The sequence below is a fragment of the Azospirillum mesophilum genome (assembly GCF_053470405.2).
Window position 1 is genome coordinate 1 of sequence record NZ_JBPXMQ020000067.1, and the last position, 23,876, is coordinate 23,876.

General features: G+C 69.2%; 16 protein-coding genes. 4 read left to right on the forward strand and 12 right to left on the reverse strand.

Annotated features, from left to right (window positions below):
- Positions 1-164 precede the first annotated feature (164 nt).
- Positions 165-689 carry an L-2-amino-thiazoline-4-carboxylic acid hydrolase gene (locus tag ACSVC7_RS30990; protein ID WP_448208377.1) on the forward strand — a complete coding sequence of 175 codons (525 nt, stop codon included), beginning with the start codon at positions 165-167 and terminating at the stop codon, positions 687-689.
- Between the two features lie 30 nt (positions 690-719).
- Here ACSVC7_RS30990 and ACSVC7_RS30995 read toward each other — a convergent pair whose 3' ends face one another.
- A complete protein-coding gene (locus ACSVC7_RS30995) occupies positions 720-1,409 on the reverse strand; it encodes a LuxR C-terminal-related transcriptional regulator (RefSeq protein ID WP_448208378.1) in 690 nt (229 codons plus the stop codon).
- 471 nt (positions 1,410-1,880) lie between these two features.
- The gene (locus tag ACSVC7_RS31000) at positions 1,881-3,014 is read right to left on the reverse strand and encodes a glycosyltransferase family 4 protein (protein ID WP_448208379.1); all 1,134 of its coding nucleotides are present in this window, start codon (positions 3,012-3,014) and stop codon (positions 1,881-1,883) included.
- Between the two features lie 397 nt (positions 3,015-3,411).
- Here ACSVC7_RS31000 and ACSVC7_RS31005 point away from each other — a divergent pair, with 397 nt between their 5' ends.
- The gene (locus tag ACSVC7_RS31005) at positions 3,412-6,054 is read left to right on the forward strand and encodes a carbohydrate-binding domain-containing protein (protein ID WP_448208380.1); all 2,643 of its coding nucleotides are present in this window, start codon (positions 3,412-3,414) and stop codon (positions 6,052-6,054) included.
- A 26-nt stretch (positions 6,055-6,080) separates the two neighbouring features.
- Here ACSVC7_RS31005 and ACSVC7_RS31010 read toward each other — a convergent pair whose 3' ends face one another.
- The 10 genes from ACSVC7_RS31010 to ACSVC7_RS31055 all read right to left on the reverse strand — a co-directional run bounded on the left by ACSVC7_RS31010 (position 6,081) and on the right by ACSVC7_RS31055 (position 21,254).
- Positions 6,081-7,364, reverse strand: a complete 1,284-nt coding sequence (locus ACSVC7_RS31010; RefSeq protein WP_448208381.1) for an O-antigen ligase family protein — start codon at positions 7,362-7,364, stop codon at positions 6,081-6,083.
- Positions 7,361-8,647, reverse strand: a complete 1,287-nt coding sequence (locus ACSVC7_RS31015) for a glycosyltransferase family 4 protein (RefSeq protein WP_448208382.1) — start codon at positions 8,645-8,647, stop codon at positions 7,361-7,363. Before ACSVC7_RS31015 ends, ACSVC7_RS31010 begins: the two co-directional genes overlap by 4 nt.
- Positions 8,644-9,840 (reverse strand): glycosyltransferase family 4 protein, encoded by a 1,197-nt coding sequence (locus tag ACSVC7_RS31020; RefSeq protein WP_448208383.1) that lies wholly within the window; start codon positions 9,838-9,840, stop codon positions 8,644-8,646. The genes ACSVC7_RS31015 and ACSVC7_RS31020 overlap by 4 nt, the downstream gene beginning before the upstream one ends.
- 29 nt (positions 9,841-9,869) lie before the next feature.
- Complete coding sequence (gene asnB / locus ACSVC7_RS31025) at positions 9,870-11,861, reverse strand: asparagine synthase (glutamine-hydrolyzing) (RefSeq protein ID WP_448208384.1); 1,992 nt, start codon at positions 11,859-11,861, stop codon at positions 9,870-9,872.
- A 19-nt stretch (positions 11,862-11,880) separates the two neighbouring features.
- Positions 11,881-13,062, reverse strand: coding sequence for a glycosyltransferase (locus ACSVC7_RS31030; protein ID WP_448208385.1), 1,182 nt, complete (start codon positions 13,060-13,062; stop codon positions 11,881-11,883).
- 225 nt (positions 13,063-13,287) lie between these two features.
- Positions 13,288-14,766: an undecaprenyl-phosphate glucose phosphotransferase gene (locus ACSVC7_RS31035; protein ID WP_448208386.1), complete on the reverse strand. Its 1,479-nt coding sequence runs from the start codon at positions 14,764-14,766 to the stop codon at positions 13,288-13,290.
- 131 nt (positions 14,767-14,897) lie between these two features.
- Positions 14,898-16,178: an MATE family efflux transporter gene (locus ACSVC7_RS31040; RefSeq protein ID WP_448208387.1), complete on the reverse strand. Its 1,281-nt coding sequence runs from the start codon at positions 16,176-16,178 to the stop codon at positions 14,898-14,900.
- Between the two features lie 219 nt (positions 16,179-16,397).
- Positions 16,398-17,960 carry a right-handed parallel beta-helix repeat-containing protein gene (locus ACSVC7_RS31045; protein ID WP_448208388.1) on the reverse strand — a complete coding sequence of 521 codons (1,563 nt, stop codon included), beginning with the start codon at positions 17,958-17,960 and terminating at the stop codon, positions 16,398-16,400.
- Positions 17,957-20,260 (reverse strand): GumC family protein, encoded by a 2,304-nt coding sequence (locus ACSVC7_RS31050; protein ID WP_448208389.1) that lies wholly within the window; start codon positions 20,258-20,260, stop codon positions 17,957-17,959. The genes ACSVC7_RS31045 and ACSVC7_RS31050 overlap by 4 nt, the downstream gene beginning before the upstream one ends.
- 34 nt (positions 20,261-20,294) lie before the next feature.
- Positions 20,295-21,254, reverse strand: a complete 960-nt coding sequence (locus ACSVC7_RS31055; RefSeq protein WP_448208390.1) for a UDP-glucuronic acid decarboxylase family protein — start codon at positions 21,252-21,254, stop codon at positions 20,295-20,297.
- A gap of 670 nt (positions 21,255-21,924) precedes the next feature.
- On the opposite strand from ACSVC7_RS31055, the gene ACSVC7_RS31060 reads away from it, so the two are divergent.
- Both ACSVC7_RS31060 and ACSVC7_RS31065 read left to right on the forward strand, forming a co-directional pair.
- On the forward strand, positions 21,925-22,731 hold the full coding sequence (locus ACSVC7_RS31060; protein ID WP_448208391.1) for a WecB/TagA/CpsF family glycosyltransferase: 807 nt from the start codon (positions 21,925-21,927) through the stop codon (positions 22,729-22,731).
- A 38-nt stretch (positions 22,732-22,769) separates the two neighbouring features.
- Entirely contained in the window at positions 22,770-23,807 is a 1,038-nt protein-coding gene (locus ACSVC7_RS31065; protein ID WP_448208392.1) for an NAD-dependent epimerase/dehydratase family protein, read from the forward strand.
- Positions 23,808-23,876 lie beyond the last annotated feature (69 nt).

Here is a 23,876-nt window from a genome sequence, read left to right on the forward strand (position 1 = left end):
GGGACGACGCTTCAACACTTACACCCTTCGACACGACACACCAAAAGCCGGCGCTCCCCAAAGGAGCGCCGGCTTTTCGTTTTGGGACGTGGTCTTCGGGTTGCCGGAGTGGCGCGACCGATCTACCATCCGCCGCCCGCGCGGCAGAGAGGAAAAGAAACAGCATGACTGAAGGCACCGTCACTCCACCGGCCGCTCCGTTGCCCATCCTTGAGCGGCGCCGGATCGAGGCCGAGTTCGCCAAGGCGCTTTACGACTCTCTGGTGCCGGAGGTCGGCCGCGATCGGGCTCGGGCCGTTCTTGCCCGTGCGATCGAGACGATGGCGAGGGCCGCCGGCGCCGCGATGGCGGCGGAGGATCGGGCAACGCGCGGGGCCGCCGATCTGGCCACCTTCCGCGACCGTCTGGAGCTGTGGACGGCGAACGACGCCTTGGCGCTGGAGGTGATCGAGTCGACACCGGACCGGCTGGCCTTCAACGTCACCCGCTGCCGCTATGCGGAGACCTACCGCGCCATCGGCGTGGAGGAGATCGGCGACATCCTGTCCTGCAACCGCGACGGCGAGTTCATGTGCGGCTACCGGCCGGACGCCCGCTTCACCCGCACCCAGACGATCATGACGGGGGCAAGCCATTGCGACTTCCGCTACAGCCTGCCCGAAGGCGGGGAGGCGGAAGCACGGGACTGAACGAGTCCACCACCATCGGAAGCGTGGTCGTCAGGCGTCCACGCTGTCGGGGACGGGCTTGATCCCGCTCTGCACCATCCACAAGGCCGCCTGGGTGCGGTTGCGGACGTTGAGCTTGCGCATGGTCTGCATGAGGTGGAGCTTCACCATCTCTTCCGACATGTTCAGGACGACGGCGATTTCCTTGTTGGTGCTGCCGTTGACGAGATGACTCAGGATTTTGATGTCCAACGGTTGCAGGTCGGGATAGCCCAGCATCGGCGGGGGCGTTTCCGGCGCGTCGTCGGCTCGCGCCGTGATCTTTCCCGAGGCGATGACGTTGGCCAGTTGGGGCGGGAACACCGGCTCGCCCGCCAGCACCAGCCGCAACGATAACGCGAAGGCTTCCGGTGGCGTGGTGTAGAGCAGATAGCCGGCGATGCCGAACCGCAGGCCGACGCGCAGATCGTGCAGACTGAAGTCGTTCGCGACGATCACGACCTTGGTGGAGGAGGCTTGGGACAGTTTCTCCATCCAAAGCTTGGAACGTGCCGAATCCAGGTCGACCACAAGGAGGTCGGGAGGCGGCTCCTCCGGAATGTCGTTGCTGATGCCGGCGACGGCTGCTTCCACCGTGTCCCACGCGCGCACCGGGCCAAAGCCCTGCGTTTCCAGGAAAAGCCCCATCGTCTCACGGTGGAGCTGCGTTCTGTGGACCAGCCAGGTTGTGCATGCCGCCATGTGTCCCTCTCGTTTCTCTGCAACCCGGGAAGGATCGCGTTGAGTGTGCGCGTTTCCGGAAAAGCAGAACCGCGCTTCCGAGTCGGTGAGCGCCAGGATCCGGCAAAAATCCCTAGGAACAGGGCGTGGTGGCTGCCTTGGGTGTCACCGGTTCTGCGGTGACGATCCTCGCGCAAGATTATGATTTTTTGAAATAAAAGGATCAGTATGGTGTGTTCGTACGTTGAGTCGGTGTGATAGAAAATATGCACATCCAGAAATAATGGGACATATTCCCTGTTTGGCACCCTTGAAAGTCATTGGCATTGCTGCCGCGCAGCGATCAGGCGGGCATTGTGCAAAGATACTGCAGCGCAGCAAAGTATTTTTTGCTGCGATCGGGTTGCTATTAAGTGGGTAGAGTGCGCCGCGCTTTTCCGGTCGTTAGCGTTATTAACCGGGGTGGTAAGCCGCCCGGCCAGGAGCCGGCACTCACGCCGCCCGGCCGAGGCGGGCGGTGCCGGACACGGCCTCGTACAGCTGGAGATAGCTCTGGGCCACCGCGTTGGGTGAGAACAGCTCCGTCGCGTAAAGGCGGCTGCGGCGGGACCAGCGTTCCCGGTCGGGGAGGCTGGCCAGCGCGCGCCGCACCCGCTCCGCCGCTTCCGCCGCGTCGAACGGCAGGACGAGTCCGAGATCGCCGCTCCGCAGGATGGGCGCGAGGCTCATGGTCTCGGTGATCGCGCAGGGCAGGCCGAGGGCCATGGCTTCCGCCACGGAAATGCCGAAGGCTTCCCAGCGCGAGGTTTGCAGGTACAGGTCGGCGTCGCGCAGCGCTTGGATCTTGGCGTTGCCATAGACGGGGGGGCACAGGCGGGCGTTGGCCGGCAGGGCGAGGCCGTCCGGCAGGGCCTTGGCGTCGCTGTGGAAAAGCAGGTCGCACTCCGGCAGCCGGCGGGCGATGTCCAAGAGCAGGTCGATCCCTTTATGGGCGATGTCGAGACGCCCCATGTAGACCAGACGCGGCCGGCGCCCGTTCACAGCCGTGGGGGATGCGGCCGGAGCGGTCAGCATCTCCGGGTCGATGGGGTTGTGCACGCAGGCGATGGCACCGCGGTAACCGGGAACGAAGGCGCGGATGTCGCCTTCCTCCATTGGCGTGACGGCCACCAGCGCCGAGGCCCCCTGGAAGCGCGGGCGCTCGACGAGGCCGGAGTAGAGCCCCTTCTTCAGCCGGCCGCGGTCCAGGATGTTGGCGTTCACGCCGCCGTTCGGCGTGACGACATAGGGCACGCCGCGCCGGCGGGCGGCGGCGCAGAGCATGGCCTGCGAGGGGATGAACACCGAGTGGGTGTGCAGCACGTCCGGATCGGAGGGCAACCACCAGCCGAACCCCAGCCCAGCGCCCAGCGCTGCGGTCCCGGCACCACCCAGCGGAGGGGCTTGGATCAGCGTCATGCCGCCGTCCCGCGCGGCGGCGATCCCGTCCGGATCGGGGGGCTCGGTCAGGACGAGTTCGACCCGGTGGCCCATGCGGGCCTGATGCCGGGCCACCGTCCAGACCATCTGGTTGAGCCCGTTGACCTGATTGGGTGTTGGCGACGCGCCGGCGTGGACGATGTGCATGGGCATGCTCCGTCAGGATGGGGGCGGCCCGGCCAGTCTCCGAGCCGCGGAGATAAATAAAATTTTATTAGACTGCGATATATCTGGCGCGCCCCGGCTTCCCTCGTTCCAATCGCAACATTCCGATTCAATGCCGGTGTGGCCGAAAATCGAGATGGTCTGAAATGGACTTGAGTCATTATCCCGCGTAATTCGCTTTCAGGCGCCGTTAACCATATATGGTAATTGCCTATTCTAAATAAAAATGCCGCAATGCCTGAATATGAATCTGGCGTTAACCGGTGGAATATCTTTCGGTGACTCTGAGCTCGACTCTTTGATTCGGAAAAATCGATTGTTACTGATGGCTGCATTGCGGCGGCCCCGTGCCGCCGACGCAACGCCAAAGGTATCTGTCATGACGACGGTTGTACTTAAGCCCGGTGATTCCATTCAGGACGCCATCAACGCCAACCCGACAGGGACCACCTTCGAGCTTCAGGCCGGCGTCTACCGGGGCGCGCACTTCACGCCCAAGGAAGGCCAAAGCTTCGTCGGCGATCCGGGGGCGGTGCTGAACGGCTCCATCCTGCTGAACTCCTGGCAATCGTCGGGTTCGCTGTGGAAGCAGTCGGGGCTGCCGGCCCCGCTGGCGCCGGCCGGCGTGGGAGCGAACGGCAGCGAGCTGCCGACACTGCGCGAGGACCTGTTCGTCAACGACACGCTGTACAAGCGCGTCGGCTCCCTGGCGGAGGTGAAGGACGGGACCTGGTACTACGACAAGGCGACGCAGACCGCCTACATGGCGCACAACCCCGCCGGCGAAAAGGTGGAGATGAGCAGCACGCCGACCGCCATCGACGGGTCGGCCGGCAACGTCACGCTCAAGAACCTGACGGTCGAGAAATACGCCAGCGCGGCGCAGACCGGCGCCATCCAGGTGGGCGGCAGCGGCTGGACCGTGGAGAACGTCACGGCCCGCTTCAACCACGGCAACGGGATGAGCATCGGCCAGGGCACGACGGTGACCGGCGGCCATTACGTGGACAACGGGCAGGTCGGCATCGGCGCCTGGAAGGCCGACAACGCGCAGATCATCGGCATCGAATCCGCGCGCAACAACTACGCGAACTTCGACGACCTGTGGGACGCCGGCGGGCTGAAGATCACGGAATCGACGGGCGTCACCGTCCGCGACAGCTTCATCCACGACAACAACGGCACCGGCCTGTGGTTCGACATCGACATGGCCAAGGTGCTGGTCGAGAACAACACCATCGCCGAGAACCGCGGCCCCGGCATCCTCTACGAGATCTCGCGCGACGCCGTGTTCCGCAACAACGACCTTCTGCTCAACGGCAAGACGGGCCAGTGGCTGGACGCCCAGGTGCGCATCCAGAACAGCTCCAACGTCGAGGTCACCGGCAACCACATGGAGGCCGCCGACGGGGCGGGCGGCGTGGCGCTGCTGCACGAATACCGGGGCAGCGGCCGCTTCGGGGAGCGCACCACCCAGAACAACAGCATCCACGACAACGAGATCGTCAACCTCGGCTCCAACGTGCTGAGCGGGTTCCAGGTCAACTATCAGCAGGACCAGGCCGCCGGCTTCAACAACACATGGAACAACGACACCTGGACCGTGCCGAGCGGGTCGCAGGCGCGCTGGATGTTCAACAGCTCGCTGATGGACTGGAACTCCGCGCACTCCGTTTCCGGTTTTGAATCCGGTGGGCATCTGGTTGTGGGCTCCCCCGGCGCCTCGGCCATCGCGCCGCCGAGCGGGTATGAGCCGGTGTCCGGGTCCACCCCGGCGCCCACGCCCACCCCCGCTCCGGAGCCCACCCCGGTTTCCACGGACGGGACCACGACCATCGTCGTCAACGCCCAGGGCATCGCGGCGGCCGGCGTAAACGCGCACTTTAACCTGCTGGTGGACGGGCACACGGTGGGCGATGCCTACGCCATCACCACGGCCAAGGACTACAGCTTCACCACCAATGTGGCGGGAGGGCAGGCGCACACGATCCAGATCCAGTATGACAACGACGCTGTGATCAACGGCCAGGACCGCTCGCTGACCGTCAACAAGGTCACCATCAACGGCCATGCGCACGCCCCGACCGAGAGCGTCGTCACCTACGACAGGGGGGCGCTGGACGGGAAGGACGTGGTGGCCGGGCAAGCGAACCTGTGGTGGAAGGGCGCGCTGGTCGTCTCGGCCCCCGCGTCGGATTTCGGCGGCTCCACGGGAGGAAGCGTGCCGCCTGCCCCGGCCGCCGGGACATCCACCATCGTGATGAACGCGCAAGGGCTCGCGGCGGGCGGGACGAACGCGCATTTCAAGCTGCTGGTGGACGGGCAGAAGGTCGGCGAGGGCTACGCCGCCACCGGGGCCAAGGACTACGCCTTCACAGCCAACGTCACGCCCGGTCAGGCGCACAAGGTCCAGGTGCAGTACGACAACGACGCGGTGATCAACGGTCAGGACCGGTCGCTGACCGTCAACAAAATCACCATCAACGGCCATGCGGTGGCGCCGACCGACGGCAGCGTCCATTACGACAAGGGGGCGCTTGATGGGAAGGACGTGGTGGCCGGCCAGCCGAACCTGTGGTGGAACGGCACGCTGGAGGTCGCGGCCGACAAGTCCTTCTTCCCCGGTTCCTCGAACGGTTCCTCGACCGGCACGGCGTCCGGCGTCACCTCGGTCACCACGTCGGGAAGGGGTCCGGACACGGTGACGGTGCAGGTCGCGGGCGACAGCTACAAGGGCGATCCGCAGTTCCGCATCCTGGCCGACGGCGCGGTGGTCGGCGGGCCGAACAGCGTCACCACCCACCACGGCGACGGCTACCAGGAGTTCGTCCTGCACACCAACCTCGCCAGCACGACGAAGACGGTCGGCATCGACTTCTTCAACGACTATTCCGACGGGCCGGGGCTGGACCGGAACCTCTACGTCCATTCGGTCGAGGTGAACGGGCACGAGTTCCATCCCACCAACGAGGTGATGCTGAACAACGGCATCATGCACTTCGACGTGACCGGCATCGCCTGACGCCGTCACACTCCGGGCCGGGCCGCTCATGCGCCCCTCGCGGGAGCATAGCGCGGCCCGTCCGGCAGCGGCCGGGAAGCCCCGCGCCGCGCCGTGGTCCGGCGGTCGGCCATCATGCTGGCCGCCATGACGGTCAGCAGCAGGACCGCCTGCCCGGTGCCCGGAACGAACAGCACCGGGTTCAAGGCCCCGTCCAGGAGGACGATCACCAGCACCCCGGCCAGCAGACGGTCGCCAGTCCGCGCCGCGGTGTGGAAGCAGACGCCGAGGAACAGCAGGGCCAGCAGCAGCCCCGGCAGCCCCGTCCCCAGCATGATCTCCAGCAGCGAGTTGTGGGTGTGGCCGGCGAAGGGGAAGGCGTCCAGCAGCACCATGCGCGTGTTGTAGTAGCCGACGCCGACCACCGGATGCTCGGCCCACATGTCCAGCGCGTAGGCCCACAGCGCGACGCGCCCGTTCAGCGTGAACACGTCCTCTCCGATGACGCGGCTGAGCACGAGATTCGTGTCGGTGAAGGCGATGGCGATGGCCGTGCCGCCGACCAGCCCCACCGCCATGACGAGGCCCAACAGCACCTTCACCGGCGACGACGGCATGTGCAGGTAGCCGCGCAGCGCCAGCCCCACCAGCGTCGCCGCCAGCGCCGTCCGCCCGTCGGTCAGCACCAGCAGCACCAGCAGGCCGGGCACCAGCAGCAGCTTCCCCGTTCGTCGCAGGTCCGACGCCGCCGCGTAGAGGGTGGTCAGGCTGAGGAAGCCCGCCGTCTTCAGCGGATGGCTGCCGCCCAGGAAGAAGCGTGGCCGCGTGTTGAGGGAAAAGGGCGTGTCCAGCCCCTCGCTGTTCATGGGGAAGGGCGTGCCGAACAGCGCGACGTTGGCCGCCAGCAGGATCGCCACGCAGGTCACCAGCCCCAGCGCCACGGAGTTCACCAGCGCGTTCGGCGCGATGCGGCCCGGCTCCGGCTGGGCTTCGGAGGCGATGCAGTAGACCGCGAAGACGGTCAGCATCAGCTGGATCGCGCGCCCCGCCCCGACCAGGATCAGCGGCGCCCACAGCGTGGTGAACAGCGCCCAGACGGAGAAGAGGACCAGGATCAGCACCGGCACCAGCGCCGCCGGCGGAAGCTTGCGGTTGCGGCCTTGCAGGCGGGCCAGCACGCCGACCCCGGCGGCCAGCGCGGTCAGGCCCATTTCCCACGCGCGGGCGGGCGTGAAGCCGGCGGCCAGCGGGTTGTCGCCGGTCAGCACCGACATGGACGCCATGCTCAGCAGCACGACCATCAGCACCGCGCGCGGCGCCATCGGCCTCATGCGTCGGACTCCAGCACGCGGGTGGGCGGGAGCGCGGCATCGGGTCGGGACACTACTCGTCCGCTCCAGGCAGCGCGCACCTCCTCGTAGAGGGTGGTCATGGCGCGGGCGCGCCGGTCCCAGGACAGCGTCCGCGCGAAGGCCCGACCGGCGGCGGACAGCCGCGCGCATTCCTCCGGCGATTCGACGAGGCGGCGCAGGGCGGTCGCGAAGCCATCCACGGCGGTGCGGAGGTCGTCGGCCGGCACCTTGGCCGCCGCGTCGGCGGGGATCAGCGCGCGCTGCCCCTGGTGGTCGAGCGTGACCAGCGGCACGCCGCGCGCCAGCGCCTCCAGCGTCACCGAGCCCAGGGAGTCGCGCAGGCTGGTGAAGGCGAAGGCGTCAGCCCGCGCGAAGAGGGCCGGCATGTCCGTTGCCGGAACCCTCCCGACGAAACGGACCCGGTCGGCCAGCGCGAGGCGGGTGGTCAGCGCGCGCCACGCCTCCAGCGCCGGCCCGTCGCCGGCCACCGTGACCTCGACGGGCAGGGCGCCCAGCCGGCTCAGCGCGTGGAGCAGCACGGGAAGGCCCTTGCGCGGCTCCATCCGGCCCGCCCAGAGCAGGCGGAAGGGCTCGCCGGGTTGGCGCGGCGGCCTTTCTTCGCCGAAGGTGTCCGGGGCGATGCCGTTGTCGGCGACGAAGCGGACGTCGCGGGCTCCCGCGCGGCGCAGGATCGCGGCGGTCTCCTCGTTGGTGGCGAGCGCGCAGGCGGCGGCGCGGGCGCAACGCTTCAGGCCCGGCGAGCGCTCCAGCAGCGCCAGGCGCAGGGCGCGCAGCCGTTCCGCCGCCCAGTGCCCGCCGAAACAGTCGCGGAACCCGCTTGGCGCGGTCTGCCCGCCCCCGAGCGGCCCCCAGACGAAGGGAACCGGCAGTTTCCAGAAGGGCGGCGGCGCCCCCACGGTGCCGAGGCTGACGTGGTGCGCGATGTCGATGCCGTGCTCCGCGACCAGCCGGGCGGCCCGCCGGTGCGCGGCGCGCAGCCACAGCAGGTAGTGGGCGCGCAGGCCCCGCTCGCCCTGCTCCGGTCGCCAGGGATCCAGCGCGCGGGGCAGGGCGACCCAGGCGACGCGCAGGCGCGGGTTGGGATGGTCGGCGAGGTGGCGCTCCACCGGCTCCCGGAAATGGGGGTGGGCGATCAGCCAGACCTCATGCTCCGCCGACAGGTGCCAGGCCCAGTTCCAGGTGAGGCCCGGCTCCGATCCCAAGACGGGAGAGACGGCGTGCCCGATGAGCAGCACCCTCATGGCAGGGCTTCCCGCGCGGCCGGGACGCGGCCCGTTCCGGTGCCCTCCGCGTCGGTCGCCGCCGCGCGCCAGAAGGCCCGCCAGTCCTGGACGAAGCGTTCCGGCTTGCGGTCGGCGACCGCTGCGGCGGCGCGTTCGCCCATCGCGCGGCGCTCCGCCGGGGTCATGCAGGCCAGCCGGTCCATGGCGCGGGCGAGGGCGGCGGGGGTGCGCTCCACCACCAGGGCGGTGTCGCCGTTGCGGGCGAACTCCTCCACCCCGTAGAGGCGGCTGACGATGATCGGCAGGCCGGCGGCGGCGGCCTCGTAGCAGGACAGCGAGAAGGTCTCGTACTGCGAGGGGAAGACGAAAGCGTCCGCCGCCCACAGGAAGGGCCGCACGTCCGGCTGCATCCCGGTGAAGACGACCCGTTCGCCGAGGCCCAGCGCTTCAGCCTGTTTCCGCGCCGCCGCCACCGCGTCGGGCCGCCCGCCAACCACGACCAATTTCATGTTGGGAATGGGGCGGGACGCCATCGCCTCCAGGATCAGGGGCAGTCCCTTGCGCTCGAAATGGCCGAGTGCGGTGAAGACCATCGCCAGATCGTCCGGGGCCAGATCCAGCCCGGCGCGCATCCGGTCGCGGTCAAAATCGGCGGGCGGGCGCATGCGGGCGTGGTCGATGGGGCTGGGGATCACGGTCATCAGGGGGGCGAGCCAGGGGAACTGCTCCTCCATCTCCCGGCGCAGCCCTTCGGACGGCACCACCACGCGGCGGGCGGTGCGGTAGACGAAGGGCTCGGTCAGGGCGCGCAGGTGGTGGTCGATGCGCCGGGCCAGCGTCGCCAGCCCCGGCTTCCCCCAGCTGCGCCGCGCCTGCACGAAGGCGCGATGGCAGAACTGGGCGTGCACCACGTCGCTGCGCAGGATATTGCTCTCCACGCACAGCACCCGGTCGAAGGGCTGGCCTCCCTTGCGCCGGTAGCGCCACGCGGCCAGCGGGGCCGTGAGGTGATAGACCAGGTATTGCAAGGCGAGTGGGCGCAGCGGCGTCGGCACGGGCACATGCTCGATCCGGTCGGGGCGCGGGTTGTCGAATTCGGGGGCGAAAACGACGAACTCGTGCTCGTCGGCCAGGGCGGCCATCATGGTGCGGTGCAGGCCGCCGATGGCGTTGGTCGGGCGGACCTTGTAGTCGAAGACGGCGATGCGCATGGCGGCTTCCTCGTTGCCGGGAAACGGAATCAGGAGTGGAGCGCTGCGTGGCGGGCCGCCGGAAGGACGGCCGGCGGGCGCTCCCACAAATGCGCGTCGGCCCAGGCCTGGAACATCAGCACGTCCCACAGGCGCTTGGCATCCCAGGGGCGATCCTCCCCGCGCAGGAAGCGCGCCCACACCGGGCGGACCTGGGCCGGGTCGAGGAAGCCGTCGCGGCGCAGCCGGTCCTCCGCCATCAGGCTCTCCGCCCAGTCGCGCAGGGGGCCGCGCATCCAGGCAGCGACGGGCGGGTTGAAGCCGTTCTTGGGCCGATCCACCAGCGCGCGGGGGACGTGCTTGTACAGGATCTCGCGCAGGATCCACTTGCCGGTGCCGCCCCGGATCTTCATGGAGCGGGGCAGCATCCAGGCCAGCTCCACCAGCCGGTGGTCGAGCAGGGGCACCCGCGCCTCCAGGCTGACGGCCATGCTGGCGCGGTCCACCTTGGGCAGAACGTCGTCGGCCATGTAGGTCGTCTGGTCGCGCCACTGCATGCGGTCGATGAAGTCCGGCAGATCGTCGGACGCCTCGTCCCAGAAGACGCCGCGCCGCTCCTCCGCCCCCAGCACCACCGCACCGGGGTCGGTCCAGTGGCTGTAGCGCGCGCGGTAGAGGTCGTCGGGCCGCGCGGCGGGCAGAAGTTGCGCGGTGCGGATCAGGCGGTCGGGCAGGGGGATGCGCCCCGGCCGCTCCGGCGTCAGGGCGGCCAGCCGGTTCAGAAGCCCGCCCGGCAGGGCCAGCGCCGCCGTGGCCAGCGCGCGTTGCGCCGGCAATGGGACGCGGGCGACCATCGGCCACAGCCGCGACAGCAGCCGGACATGGCCGTAGCCGCCGAACAGCTCGTCCCCGCCGTCGCCGGACAGCGCCACGGTGACGTGGTTGGAGGTCATCTCCGACAGCAGCAGCGTCGCGACCTGCGAGGCGTCGGCGAAGGGCTCGTCGAAATGCTCCGGCAGGGTGGGGATCGTCTCGGCGAGGTGGGCGGGGCCGACGTAGAGTTCGCTGTGGTCGGTGCCCAGATGCTCGGCCACCGCGCGGGCGTAGGGGGCCTCGTTGAAGGCGGGATCGTCGAAGCCGATGCTGAAGCTGCGGATGGGCCGCGAACTCTGCGCCTGCATCAGCGCAACGACCAGCGAGCTGTCCACCCCGCCCGACAGGAAGGCCCCCAGCGGCACGTCGGACACCATCTGCCGCCGCACGGATTCGCTCAGCAGCGCTTCCACCCGCGCGAACGCCTCGCGCTCGTCCACCGTGTCGCGGTCGACGATGCCGCGCCGGGCGACGGCCAGGGCGTCCCAATAGGTCTCCGTCCGGAGCGACCCGTCGGCCTCCAGATGCAGCAGCGTGCCGGGCGCCAGCTTGTGCACGTCCTTGTAGACGCTGAAGGGCGTCGGCACGTAGCCCAGCCGCAGGAAGCTCGCCACCGCGCCGCGATCAACCTCGCGCGGGAAGGCGGGATGCGCGGCGAGCGCCTTCAGCTCCGACCCGAACAGGAACAGCGACCCGAAGCGGCCCCAGTAGAGCGGCTTGATCCCCACCTGATCGCGCACCAGCGTCAGCCGCCGCTCCCCCCGGTCCCACAGGGCGAAGGCGAACATGCCGACCAGCCGGCGCGCCAGCCGCTCCACGCCCCAGGCGCTGGCGCCCTCCACCAGCACCTCCGTGTCGGAATGGCCGCGGAAACGGTGGCCCAGCGCCTCCAACTCGGCGCGCAGTTCGGGGAAGTTGTAGATCTCGCCGTTGAAGGTGACGACGAAGCGCCCGTCCATCGACTCCATCGGTTGCCGCCCCGCCGGGCTGAGGTCCAGGATCGCCAGCCGCCGGTGGGCCAGCGCCACGCCCGCCGCGGCGTCCGTCCACACGCCGTCGCCGTCGGGGCCGCGCCGGAACAGCGTGTCCGCCATGGCGTAGGCGGTGACCTCCAGGTCGAGCGGGCGGCGGGGGGCGGTGCGATCGATGAATCCGGCGATGCCGCACATGGGCATGTCTCCTTCACAATCAGGCCGTGGCCGCAAGCGGCGCAGGCGCGCGGGCCATGGCGCGCCGGTAGACGGCGCTGAGCAGGGCGTAGTTGCGCTCGGCGGTGTATTTCGCCTCGTACTCCCGCCGGGCGTGGCGGCGCATGACGGCGAGCAGGGCGGGGTCACCGGCGAGGCGGCGGACCTGGGCGGCGAGGTCGTCGGGGTCGCCCGGCGCGAAATGCAGGCCGGTGCGCCCGTGTTCGACCAGTTCGGCGACCGCGCCGATGCGCGCGGCGACCACCGGCGTTCCGGCGGCGAAGGCCTCCACCGCCACGCGGCCGAAGGTCTCGTACCATTCCGACGGGAAGACCAGCAGGGCGGCGCCGCGCATTAACTCCAGCGTCTCCGCCTGGTTGCGCCGGCCGAGCCATTCCACCGCTCCGCCGGCTGCGGCGACCCGCTCCGCCTCCGGCCCGTCGCCGACCACCCGCAGGGGCAGGGGCAGCGCGTGGCGCCGCCACGCCTCCAGCATCGTGCCGATGCCCTTTTCCGGCGACAGCCGGCCGACGAACAGGGCGTAGCCGCCGTCCCCCCGCCCGACGCCGGGGTCGCGCTTCAGGAAGTTCGGCTTGGTGACGACGCGCTCGGCGGGCAGGCCGCTTGCGATGCATGTGCGGCGGGAGAAGTCCGACAGCGTGACGAAGACATCGACGCAGCGCCGCCACGTCCCCAGCAGCCGGTGCGTCACCAGCATCGCGGCGACCCCGGCGCTGGCGGCGGCACTGCCCCGGTAGCAGCGCCCGCGCAGCCCGGCGAGCGGCAGCGCGTGGCCGAGGCAACGTTCGCACGGGGCGCCGTCACGGAAGAAGGTGGCGCCCAGGCAGAACAGGCGGTAGTTGCGCACCGACTGCACCACCGGCACCCCGGCCCGCCGCGCCGCGTGATAAGCGGCGGGGGAGATCAGTGGGAACAGGTTCTGCGCGTGCATCACGTCCGGCCGGTGCAGCGCGATCAGCCGGGCGATCTCCGCGTGGCTGGCCGGGTTCCAGACGGTGCGCAGCCCGACCTCCACCGGGTTCATGGCCGCGATGGCGTCGTTGTGCAGGGTGTAGCGCACGACCTCGTGGCCGTTGCGCTCCATCACGTCGGCCTCGGCGGCGAAGCTCTCGTCCTCCCCGCCCGGCTGCTGGTAGTGGTTGTGCAGCATGAGGATGCGCATCACCGCACCCCCGCGCCGCCGGCCCGGCGGCGGCCTACCGGTGCAGCAGGCCGGAGACGACGATCTGCACCACGGCCCAGGCGACGGCGGCCCCGGCCAACCAGATCAGCACTTTGACGCGGCCGCGGTAGGGCTTCATCACCAGCTCGGCAAGGTGTGGCCGTGGACATCGTCCGGACTCGCTCTGTGGGAAGTGTTCTGGAAAAGGCGATGGTCAATGGGGGGTCAATAGGCGTTGTCGTCCTTCAGGATGCAGACCGCCGTCCGCAGCAGGATCTTCAGGTCGAGCCAGAGCGACATTGCCTCGATGTACTGGAGGTCGAGTTCGACCCGGCGGCGCGCCTTCTCCAGCGTGTCGATCTCCCCGCGCGACCCCGACACCTGGGCGAGCCCCGTGATGCCCGGCCGCACCCGGTGGCGCGCGGCGTAGTCGGCCACGGCCTCGTGATAGGGCTTGTCGCCCGCCATCATGGCGACGGGATGGGCGCGCGGCCCGACGATCGACATCTCTCCGCGCAGCACGTTGAGGAGCTGCGGCAGCTCGTCCAGACTGCTCTTGCGCAGGAAGGCGCCGAAGCGCGTGATCCGGCGGTCACCGCGCACCGTGCGCTGGCCGCCTGACCGGTCGCAGCGGTCCACGTACATCGTGCGGAACTTCAGCACGTCGAAGGGGTGGTTGTTGAAGCCGAACCTCTTCTGCCGGAACAGCACCGGGCCGGGGCTGTCCAGCTTCACGCCCAGCGCGATGAAGGCCATCAGCGGCCCGAAGATCAGCAGCAGGATGGACACGAGAATCAGGTCCTCCGCCCGCTTCAGCACCGCCGTCCCGCCCTTCAGCGGCCGTTGGGCCAGTTCCAGCACGGGCAGCCCGGCGATGTGCGTCAGGCCCGGCTGCGCCTGATGGCGCGCCAGCTCGAACACGATCTCCCCCGGCGGGGTGTAGACGTCCACCGGCAGCAGGCTGAGGGAGCGCTGGATGGCCTCGAAGCGGTCGCGGTCGTCCCAGGGGAGGGCCAGCACCACGTCGCAGTCCGGGCAGTCGCGGACGTAGTCCTCCAGCGTCTCCACCGTGCCCAGCACCGGGAAGCCGCCGACGCTCACCGGCTTCGGCCCCGGCCCGTCGTGGAACACGCCGCGCACGCTCACGTCGCGCACCGACGGCGCGCCGAGATGCGTCAGCAGGCGGGCGCCCATCGGGCCGGTGCCGACCACGACGAGCGGGCGGCGGAAGGAGCCCTTCACCTCCCGCCGGGTCAGCCAGCGCGCGACGCCGCAGCGCACCGACAGCAGGCCCGCCTGATTGCCGAAGAACCAGAGCGCCGCCCAGCCGCGCGAATATTCCGACGTGATCTGGAGAAGGAAGCCGAACATCAGGATCGTCGCGGCCGCCATGGTGACCGACAGCACGATGCGGACCACCTGATTGCGCAGGCCGAACAGGCTGTGCGGGTGGTAGAGGCCGAGGAAATGGTTGATGACCAGGATCAGGGCCGTGCCGAACAGCGACACCGCCCCATAGCGCGAGAATTGCGGCGCGTTGAGGACATGCTCCATGTAGAAGACATACGCGCCACCCGCGACGGCCAGGGACAGCACGCCGTCGCAGAACGCCACCATGCCGCCGATCAGGGGCGGGCTCAGCGCGCGGTCGCCGCGGGGCTGGAGCCGCAAGGCCAGAGGTCTTTGGGACAGGGCGTATTCCATGCAGACCCTCCTGAAGGCACAATCAGATTTCCTAAGTAAAAATCCGATTCATATCTGCGAGTATTCTTCTCATTCTGCTTTATTCATTATTTTCGCTTATCCATTCGTTAGCAATTTGGCAAAGGGATGACTCAGGTCGTCTTCCGGCGGCGCGCCGGGGCTTCGGCCTCGGCACTGTGAAGACCGCCCAGAGTGATGCGCAGGTTCCACAGGAACTGCGCGGCGAGGCTCAGCATCAGGCCGGCGGTCGCCCCCTCCACCCCATAGCGGGCAGCCAGCGGGAAGCCCGCCGCCAGCGTCACGGCGACGCTGGCAAGCTGCGCCCGGAAGGCGTCCTGCGGGCGTCCCAGCCCCTTCAGGATGGCCTCCAGCAGCGAGGTGCCGAGCAGGAAGCCATAGCCGACGACCGCCCATGCCAGGGCCGGCGCGTCCGCCGCGTAGGCGTTGCCGGGGCCGTAGAACAGCTCCAGCGCCGCGCGCGGGAACAGCAGCAGCGCCAGCAGGTAGGGGGCGGGCAGCAGCAGCATGGGGATGCCCTGACGCAGCGCGTTGCGCGTGGCGTCGGCGGCCCGGCCCTCCGCCCGCGCGTGGGCGACCAGAGGCAGAACGGCGTTGGCGATGCCGAACATCAGCGGGTGGCACAGCGCCACCGGGTTGATCAGCGCGCGCAGGGCCGCCGCCGCGTCCAGCCCATGGAAGACCACCAGAATCCAGGGCATGACCTGCACGCCCACGACGTTGACGAGGTTGGCGACCAGCACCCAGCGGACGAGCGGCCAATGCTCCACGGTGGTGCGAAGGATGCCCGCCGGGCCGACCGGGCGGACGCGCAGATGCAGGGCGTGCACCAGCGCCCCCAGCGCAAAGGCTCCGGCCATCGCCGCGAAGGCGCTGGCGAGGTCGAGCCGCCCGGCCCAGGCCAGCAGGGCGAGCGCCGCCGGAAATCCCAGATAGGCGACCGCGTCTCCGGCCACAGCCCGCGCGTGCCGCAGCCGCGCCATCAGCGCCCGCCGCAGCGTCTCGTGGATTTGCGCGCCAAGCACCGCCGCCACCACGAAGGGCGCCAGCGCCACCGCGTCGAAGGCCGACAGCAAAACCACCACGCCGGGGGCGAACAGCAGGGTCAGCCCCACGGTCGCCCCCGCCGACACCCCGACGAGGTTCGCGAAGCCGTCATCCTCGCGCCGCGCGCCCTCCAACAGCAAGGGGTAGGTGACCAGCGCGCCGTGGATGGTGTTCAGGAACAGCAACGCCGCGTAGATCAGCGTGTACAGCCCGTAATCGGCCTGCGGCAGGACGCGCCCCAGGAACACCATGGACAAGAACCCGCCCAGGCTGACCGCCCCCTGATCGGCCAGCGACCAGATGCCGTGGGAAAAGCGGCGCAGGAGCGATGCGAAAGGCAAGGTCACGCGGTTCTCCCGTCGGCAGGCGTTGGCGATCAAGGCTTTAAGGGGTCTTGCGACCACGTCCCTTTCCCGTCATCCCCGCACTTTCCCGTCATCCCCGCGAAGGCGGGGATCCAGAAAACTTCCCACATAAGTGGCTGAAAAGGCTGGATCCCCGCCTTCGCGGGGATGACGATGGAAAAGTGGCGAAAACCCAGTTCAGTGCCTAAAAACTCACAAGCATCAGTTCAGGGCGCGGGGGCAGGGTGGGTCCGGCTGGAGCTCGAAGCTGGAGCCGGTGTCCCGCACGCGGTCGCGCCAGTCGTCGAAGGTCCAGCTTTTCCCCCAGGGGCCGCGGAAGGCGCCACGGCCGCGCGGGGCGGTCCAGAGGTTGTCTTCCGACGACAGGCTGGCGAGGAAGCCGGCCCAGGGCGCGCCGGTCAGCGTGGTGGCGACCAGCGGCCCGTCGCCCTGCGCGTCGGCGGCGATCAGGCTGCCCGTCAGCGTCCAGCCGCTGTTGTTCACGGTGGTCACGGCGCCGCTGCGATGGTCCGTCACCGGCTGGTCGGCGGTGCCGGACACGAGAATCTGACTTTCGGCGTTGCAGGCGACCACCGTGCGCTCCAGCGTCACGCCGTGCGCGGCGGCGGCCACGATGCCCTTGCCGTTGCCGACGATGCGTCCGCCGGTCACCGCCACCGGCCCCTGCGCGGCCTCCACCGTCAGGCCCGGTCCTCGGTTGCCCTCCAGCAGCGGATCGACGATGCGCACGTCGGCGATGTCGGTGTCGAGCCACAGGCCGTGCGCGGCGTTGCGCTCGGCCCGGAAGCCCTCGATCACCGCGTTGTGGGTTTGCAGCAGCTTGGCCCCGGCCACCGCCCAGTCGACGAAGCCGCCGGCCTCCCCGCGCCAGTTGTTGGCGGCGGCGGTGACACGCCGAAGGGTCAGCCCGTCGATGCGCCACGCCCCCAGCCCGGTGCTGCCGTTCCCGGTAACGACCGTGTTTTCCAGCGTGACGCGGGAGGAGCGTGCGATGGTCAGGCCGGTCCCGTTGTTGTCCCGGATCGACAGGCCGTCCAGGCGGACGTCTTGGGAATCCGAGACCACCACCGCGCCGCTCGTCAGGGGGGCGGCCGAGCGTTCCACCACCAACCCGGCGACTTCGACCCCGCGCACGCCGCCGATTTCCAGCAGCACGTCGCGGCGGGCGACCTCGACCGGCTGGTCGCGGGGGTCGAGCCCGGCGGGCGGGTTCATGGTGACCACCCCGGCCTCCTCGTTCACCAGGAAGCTGCCGGGCGTCAGCTCCGCGACGCTGGTAGCCGGGCGGAGCCGTTGCCCGCCGATGAACAGCAGGTCGCGGCCGAGCACGGACGGCGCGATCGTCAGCGATGTGGGCCAGTCCGGTGGCACGGTCGCGGGCGCCATCCGCTGCGGCCAGTCGGCGCGGAACAGCGGGCCGCGATGGGGCCGCCAGCCGGTCAGCGGCTCGGCCCCGGAGATCACCGCCCGGCCCGGCTCCACCGCCACGATGCGCAGGCGGGGCGCCTCGTCGTCCTTCCCGGCGTGGATGCGCACGCTTTCGCGATAAGTGCCGGGATGAACACGGATCAGCGCCTCGTCCGCCGTCTCCAGGGCCAGCCGTACCGCCTGCCCCAGCGAGGCCAGCGGTGCGGCCTCCGTACCCGGATTGCCGTCGCCGGCGCCGGGAGCGGCGGGGTTGACCTCCAGCACCCGCTCCCCGGCCCAGGCCGGGGCGCTGCCGGTCAGCAGGAGCAGGGCGGCGATGCGCAGGGCCGGGGTCATCGTCCGTCGCTCCCACGGCCAGCCGCGACGTAGGCCGCGCTCTGGTCGGCGATCCGGCGGCCGTTCGTGTAGGCGTATTTCGTCGTGCCCGCGGTGGCGGCCTTGGACAGCACCACACCGGCGATGCGGGCGTTGGCCTGCCGCAGCATGTTGAAGCCGAGCCGCGCCTCCTTGCGCGAGGTGCGGTCCCACTCGACAACATAGACGGTTTCATCCGCCAACTGGGCGAGCAGCCGCGTGTCGGCGACCGACAGCACCGGGGGCGAGTCCAGCACGATCAGGTCGTAGGTGCAGCCGAGCAGGGCCAGCAGCTCCCGCAGGGCGGGGCGCTCCAGCAGCTCCGCCGGGCGGGACGTGCCGGAGCCGGCGGTGATCAGGTTCAGGCCGCTCGTCCCGTCGGTGTGGATGATGTCCTCCGGCGGGACGCCGTGCTCCAGGAAGTCGGTCAGGCCCGGCCCGTCGTAGCCGACGGACTTGTGCAGGCGGGGCCGCCGCAGGTCGCAGTCGATGAAGATCGTCCGCTGCCCGGCCCGCGCCGCCATGCGGGCGAAGGACAGGGCGATGGCGGTCTTGCCCTCGTTCGGCAGGGCGGAGGCGAACAGCAGGTTGTTCGGCCCCGGCGAGGTGGCGAGCACCCGCAGCGAGGTGCGCAGGTTGCGGATCGCCTCGCTGTAGAGTGAGTGGGGGTGGAGCAGCGGGTAGGCCTCCGGCCGGCCGCGCAGGCGGGCCATGCGGCCAAGGCGCGGCACCATGCCCAGCATGGGGGCGTGCAGCGTCTGCTCGATGTCCTCGATGGTCTTGAAGCCGCGGCTCAGCAGCTCCACCGCCACGACGGTACAGGCGCCGAGGATCATGGAGATCAGCAGGCTGCAGCTGAGGAACAGCGCCTTGCGCGGGAAGGACGGCTTGATAGGCGTCATCGCCGGGGCGATGATCTGCGCGTCGGGCTGCTGGATGTCCAACTGCTGGCTGACCTCGTGCCGGCGGCGGAGGAAGGCCTCGTAGAGGCGCTGCTTGGCGCCGACCTCGATCTCCAGCTCCTGCATGCGCAGCTGCGCGAGGTTGCGCCGGCCGGATTCCTGCTCCAGCCCCGACAGGCGGTCCTTCAGCAGGGCGACGCGGGACTGGGCGATGACCAGCTCGTTCTCGCGCAGCTTCTGGATCTTGCCGATCTCGGCGTCGATCTTGCGCCGCAGGCCCTGGAGGGCCGCCGTATTGGCCTGGACCATGGGGTGGCGCGCGCCGTAGCGGTCGGTCAGGTCGTCCGCCTGCCGCTGGAGCGCCGCCTCGTTCCCGCGCAGCGTCTGGATCAGGGGGGAGGACAGCACCTCCATCGCCGTCGCGGCGCCGCCCTTGTGCAGCTGGTCCAGCCGTTCCTGCGCGACCTTCGCCTCGATCTGCGCTTCGATCAGGTCCTTGTTCACCTGCACGAGGTTCTGGTTGTGCGGCTCGTCCGCGACCAGCCCTTCCTGCTGGCGGTAGCGCTCGATGTTCTCCCGCAGGTCGGCGATGTTGCCGCGCATCTCCTGCACGCGGTCGTCGAGCCAGCGGATCGCGTCGCGCGAGGCCTGGGTCTTGGCGTTGACGGTGGAGTTGACGTAGGCGTGGGCCAGCGCGTCCACCACGGCGGTGGCCTTGTCGGGATCGCGCGAGGTGAAGGCCAGCATGATCGCGGTGGACCGGCCGCGCGCGGAGACCTCCAGCTGGTCCTGCACGTTCGCGACCACCATGGCGAGGATCTGCTTTTCGCGGCTCTGCGGGCCGTCGGAAAGGGAGCGGTAGCGGTCCGGGGCGTTGGGGTCGGCGGCGTCCGGACCGGACAGGGACGCCGCCCGCCGCTTCAGCCACAGGAAGGCGTCGGACAGCAGGGCGCCGGCTTGGTTTTCCTCCGGATCCTCCAGCGTCGGGTTGAACTCCGGGTCGTTCACCAGCCCTAGCTTTTCCACCACCTCCGCCACGCGCGGGTAGGAGCGGATCATCTCGATCTCGCTCTCCAGCTGCGATTGCAGCAGGAAGGGGTTGGGGGTGGGGTTGGACAGCACCGGTTCCAGATCCACGACCTGGGCCTGGCGCGTGTTCACCAGCACCGTCGTCTTGGCCGTGTAGAGGGGAGTCATGACCGTGAGCAGCCCCCCGGCCAAGGCGACCCCGGCGACGGTGATCAGCCCGAACAGCCACTTGCGCTGCTTGAACATGTCCAGCAGCGCGCGGGCGTCCGACCCGATCTCGCGGTCGCCGTCTTCGGTCAGACGTTCGGTGCGGAGCGGTGCCGCCCGCCCGTAGTCGAGTTCGGTCGCCATTCTGGTTCCCTGGGTCTGTGGCTCTCTGGACTTCTCAGACATCCTCGCCGGACAGCAGGCGGCGGAAATAGCTGATGGTCAGCTTCAGCCCCTCCTCCAGCGGCACCTTCGGCGTCCAGTCGAGCAGGGAGGTGGCCTTGGCGATGTCGGGCTGGCGCTGCTTGGGGTCGTCGGCGGGCAGGGGGCGCTGCACGATGCGCGTGCTGGACCCGGTCATGCGGATCACCATCTCGGCCAGCTCGGCGATCTGGAATTCCGTGGGGTTGCCGAGGTTGAGGGGGCCGGGCTCCTCGCTGTCCAGTTCCATGAAGCCGACCATGCCGGCCAGCAGGTCGTCGACGTAGCAGAAGGAGCGGGTCTGCGTGCCGTCGCCGTAGATGGTGATCGGCTCCCCCTTCAGGGCCTGGATGATGAAGTTCGACACCACCCGCCCGTCGTTGGGATGCATGCGCGGGCCGTAGGTGTTGAAGATGCGCACCACCTTGATCGGCATCCGGTATTGGCGGTGATAGTCGAAGAACAGCGTCTCCGCACAGCGCTTGCCCTCGTCGTAGCAGGAGCGCGGGCCGATCGGGTTGACGTTGCCCCAATAGCTTTCCGGCTGCGGGTGGATGTGGGGATCGCCGTAGACCTCCGACGTGGAGGCCTGGAGGATCCGGGCCTTGGTCCGCTTGGCCAGCCCCAGCATGTTGATGGCCCCGTGCACGCTGGTCTTGGTCGTCTGCACCGGGTCGTGCTGGTAATGGATGGGCGAGGCGGGGCAGGCGAGGTTGTAGATCTCGTCCACCTCGACGAAGAGTGGGAACGTCACGTCGTGGCGCAGCACCTCGAAGCGCGGGTGGTTGCGCAGGTGGGCGATGTTGCGCTTGCGCCCGGTGAAGTAATTGTCGACGCACAGCACGTCGTAGCCGCGGGCGAGCAGCAGGTCGCACAGATGCGATCCCAGAAATCCCGCGCCGCCGGTGACCAGGGCGCGCTTGGCATAGACCTTCATGGGTGTTCCCCCGCTGGTGTGAAGGGTGACGGGTGGCGCGTTCCATGAAAGGCGGGCACGGATCCGGCTGGCAACCCGCAATGCAAAAACTTCCACCAATGCCTTGTCTTCAGCGGATCGAAAGATGTATTGCGCTTCTGGAGTGGACAATCGGCAAAAAATAAATGAAACCCCTTAGCGTAATCCCATCGTTAGCTGGTGCTAGCGGAGTGATGACGGCCTTAAAAATCACATTTTACTTTAAAATTTGAGGCCGTCTCGGGTGAACGGAACGGATTAGCCTATCCAGTATTCCGTCTTTGTGCGATGGCGGATTCTTGGGAAAATGGTGGGGCGCGGCGGGCCGCGTCTTAACGATGGTGGTGGAAACCCGCCGTTCGTTGACCGCGCCAACCATCGTCGCACACCCATGGAACGGCGCCGGAACCGTCTTCGCGCCGGAAGAGCGGGGATCGTTTCAGCCTCAAGTACGGCCGGACGGCTCCCGGGCGCCGATTTTTGCGCTACGGCCATCGCGCCTCTCGCGCCCCGGGACCGGCGATGGTGTCATTTCTCTCGTCCTTGCCCCCTCGTCTTTGCGGCAGCATTCGCAGCCCACCCCCACCCTCCGGAAACTACCCACCAGCACCGTTCGCGCAGCGCGGACGGTGAGAAGGGAGATCGTCCGAGCATGCCTTCGACCACAGCGATCAAGCGCCTGAACGTCCTCGGCGTCGGGGTCAGCGCCATCGACCTGGACATGGCGGTGGAGCGCATCGACCGATGGATCGCGGATGGGGAGCGCCAGTATGTCTGCGTAACCGGTGTCCACGGGGTCATGGAAAGCCAGCGGGATCCGCGCATCCTCGGCATCCACAACGCCGCCGGCCTCGTCACGCCGGACGGCATGCCGCTGGTCTGGCTGCTGCGCCTCGGCGGGCACCGGCACGCCGACCGCGTCTACGGCCCCGACCTGATGGAGGCGGTGTTCGATGCTGCGCGGGGCCGCGCGCACCGGCATTTTCTCTACGGCGCATCGGAGGGCACGCTGGCGCGGCTGCGCGCCAACCTGGAGCGCCGGCACCCCGGCTGCCGGATCGTCGGCAGCCACGCGCCGCCCTTCCGTCCGCTCACCCCGCGGGAGGACGCGGAGGTTATCAGTGCCATCAACGCCAGCGGCGCCGACATCGTCTGGGTCGGGCTCAGCACGCCCAAGCAGGAGCGGTGGATGGCCGAGCACCGGGCCAAGCTGGACGCCCCCGTCCTGATCGGGGTGGGGGCCGCCTTCGATTTCCACGCCGGCCTGAAGCGGCAGGCGCCGCGCCTGGTCCAGCGCAGCGGCTTCGAGTGGCTGTTCCGCCTCGTCTCCGAGCCCCGGCGCCTGTGGAAGCGCTACGCCGTCAACAACCCGGCCTTCGTCCTCCGCGTCTTCGGCCAGATGACGCGCCTCGTCCACTACCCGCCGCCGGAGGAGCCGGCGCCCACGATGCGGCGCTGAGCGGTCCGGCCCTTTCACTTCAGGGGAACAGTCCCATCATGAACCATGACGACACGATCCTGGTCACCGGCGCCGGTGGCTTCATCGGCGGGCACCTCGTCGCCGACCTGCTGGAGCAGGGCTTCACCCGCGTCCGCGCGGTGGACTGGAAGGACCTCGGCCAGTGGCATCAGGTCCATCCCCAGGCCGAGAACCGCGAACGCGACCTGCGGCTGCGCGACCATTGCGAGGAGGTGACGGAGGGCGCCGATTACGTCTTCAACCTCGCCGCGGACATGGGCGGCATGGGCTTCATCGAGACGCACAAGGCGGACTGCATGCTGTCGGTGCTGATCAACACGCACATGCTGATGGCCGCCCGCGATGCTCGCGTGAAGCGCTTCCTCTACACCTCGTCGGCCTGCGTCTACGCCGCCGACAAGCAGACCACGGCGGAGGTGGCGCCGCTAAAGGAGTCCGACGCCTACCCGGCCATGCCGGAGGACGGCTACGGCTGGGAGAAGCTGTTCAGCGAGCGCATGTGCCGCCACTTCACGGAGGACTTTGGCCTGCCGACGCGGGTTGTGCGCTACCACAACGTCTACGGCCCGAAGGGCACCTACGACGGCGGCCGCGAGAAGGCGCCCGCCGCCATCTGCCGCAAGGTCATCGCCGCCAAGCTGAGCGGACGGCACGAAATCGAGATCTGGGGCGACGGCGAGCAGACGCGCAGCTTCATGTACATCGACGACTGCCTGAAGGGCACGCGGCTGCTGATGGACAGCGACGTGGCCGAGCCGCTGAACCTCGGCAGCGACCAGCTGGTCAGCATCAACCGGCTGGTGGACATCGTGGAAGGCATCGCCGGCATCACGCTGAAGCGCCGCTACAAGCTCGACGCGCCCAAGGGCGTGCGCGGCCGCAACAGCGACAACACGCTCATCAAGGAAAAGCTGGGCTGGGCGCCGGACATCCGGCTGGAGGACGGTCTGGAGCGTACCTACCGCTGGATTTACGACGAGATGGCCGGCTCCCGCCGCGATGTTGGCCGCCCCGACGTTGGCCGCCCGCTGGCCGCGCTGCGCGTCGTCGGCTGACGCCCGGCGCTGACAACATCACGACAACGATGACGCGGGGCCGTCGGACCTCCGAAGGGGCCGCGGTGG

Excerpts from the sequence above, each read along its gene's own strand:
- ACSVC7_RS30990 (WP_448208377.1), top strand. The coding sequence starts at position 165 with ATGACTGAAGGCACCGTCACTCCACCGGCCGCTCCGTTGCCCATCCTT.
- ACSVC7_RS30995 (WP_448208378.1), bottom strand. The coding sequence starts at position 1,409 with ATGGCGGCATGCACAACCTGGCTGGTCCACAGAACGCAGCTCCACCGT.
- ACSVC7_RS31000 (WP_448208379.1), bottom strand. The coding sequence starts at position 3,014 with ATGCACATCGTCCACGCCGGCGCGTCGCCAACACCCAATCAGGTCAAC.
- ACSVC7_RS31005 (WP_448208380.1), top strand. The coding sequence starts at position 3,412 with ATGACGACGGTTGTACTTAAGCCCGGTGATTCCATTCAGGACGCCATC.
- ACSVC7_RS31010 (WP_448208381.1), bottom strand. The coding sequence starts at position 7,364 with ATGAGGCCGATGGCGCCGCGCGCGGTGCTGATGGTCGTGCTGCTGAGC.
- ACSVC7_RS31015 (WP_448208382.1), bottom strand. The coding sequence starts at position 8,647 with ATGAGGGTGCTGCTCATCGGGCACGCCGTCTCTCCCGTCTTGGGATCG.
- ACSVC7_RS31020 (WP_448208383.1), bottom strand. The coding sequence starts at position 9,840 with ATGCGCATCGCCGTCTTCGACTACAAGGTCCGCCCGACCAACGCCATC.
- asnB (WP_448208384.1), bottom strand. The coding sequence starts at position 11,861 with ATGTGCGGCATCGCCGGATTCATCGATCGCACCGCCCCCCGCCGCCCG.
- ACSVC7_RS31030 (WP_448208385.1), bottom strand. The coding sequence starts at position 13,062 with ATGCGCATCCTCATGCTGCACAACCACTACCAGCAGCCGGGCGGGGAG.
- ACSVC7_RS31035 (WP_448208386.1), bottom strand. The coding sequence starts at position 14,766 with ATGGAATACGCCCTGTCCCAAAGACCTCTGGCCTTGCGGCTCCAGCCC.
- ACSVC7_RS31045 (WP_448208388.1), bottom strand. The coding sequence starts at position 17,960 with ATGACCCCGGCCCTGCGCATCGCCGCCCTGCTCCTGCTGACCGGCAGC.
- ACSVC7_RS31050 (WP_448208389.1), bottom strand. The coding sequence starts at position 20,260 with ATGGCGACCGAACTCGACTACGGGCGGGCGGCACCGCTCCGCACCGAA.
- ACSVC7_RS31055 (WP_448208390.1), bottom strand. The coding sequence starts at position 21,254 with ATGAAGGTCTATGCCAAGCGCGCCCTGGTCACCGGCGGCGCGGGATTT.
- ACSVC7_RS31060 (WP_448208391.1), top strand. The coding sequence starts at position 21,925 with ATGCCTTCGACCACAGCGATCAAGCGCCTGAACGTCCTCGGCGTCGGG.
- ACSVC7_RS31065 (WP_448208392.1), top strand. The coding sequence starts at position 22,770 with ATGAACCATGACGACACGATCCTGGTCACCGGCGCCGGTGGCTTCATC.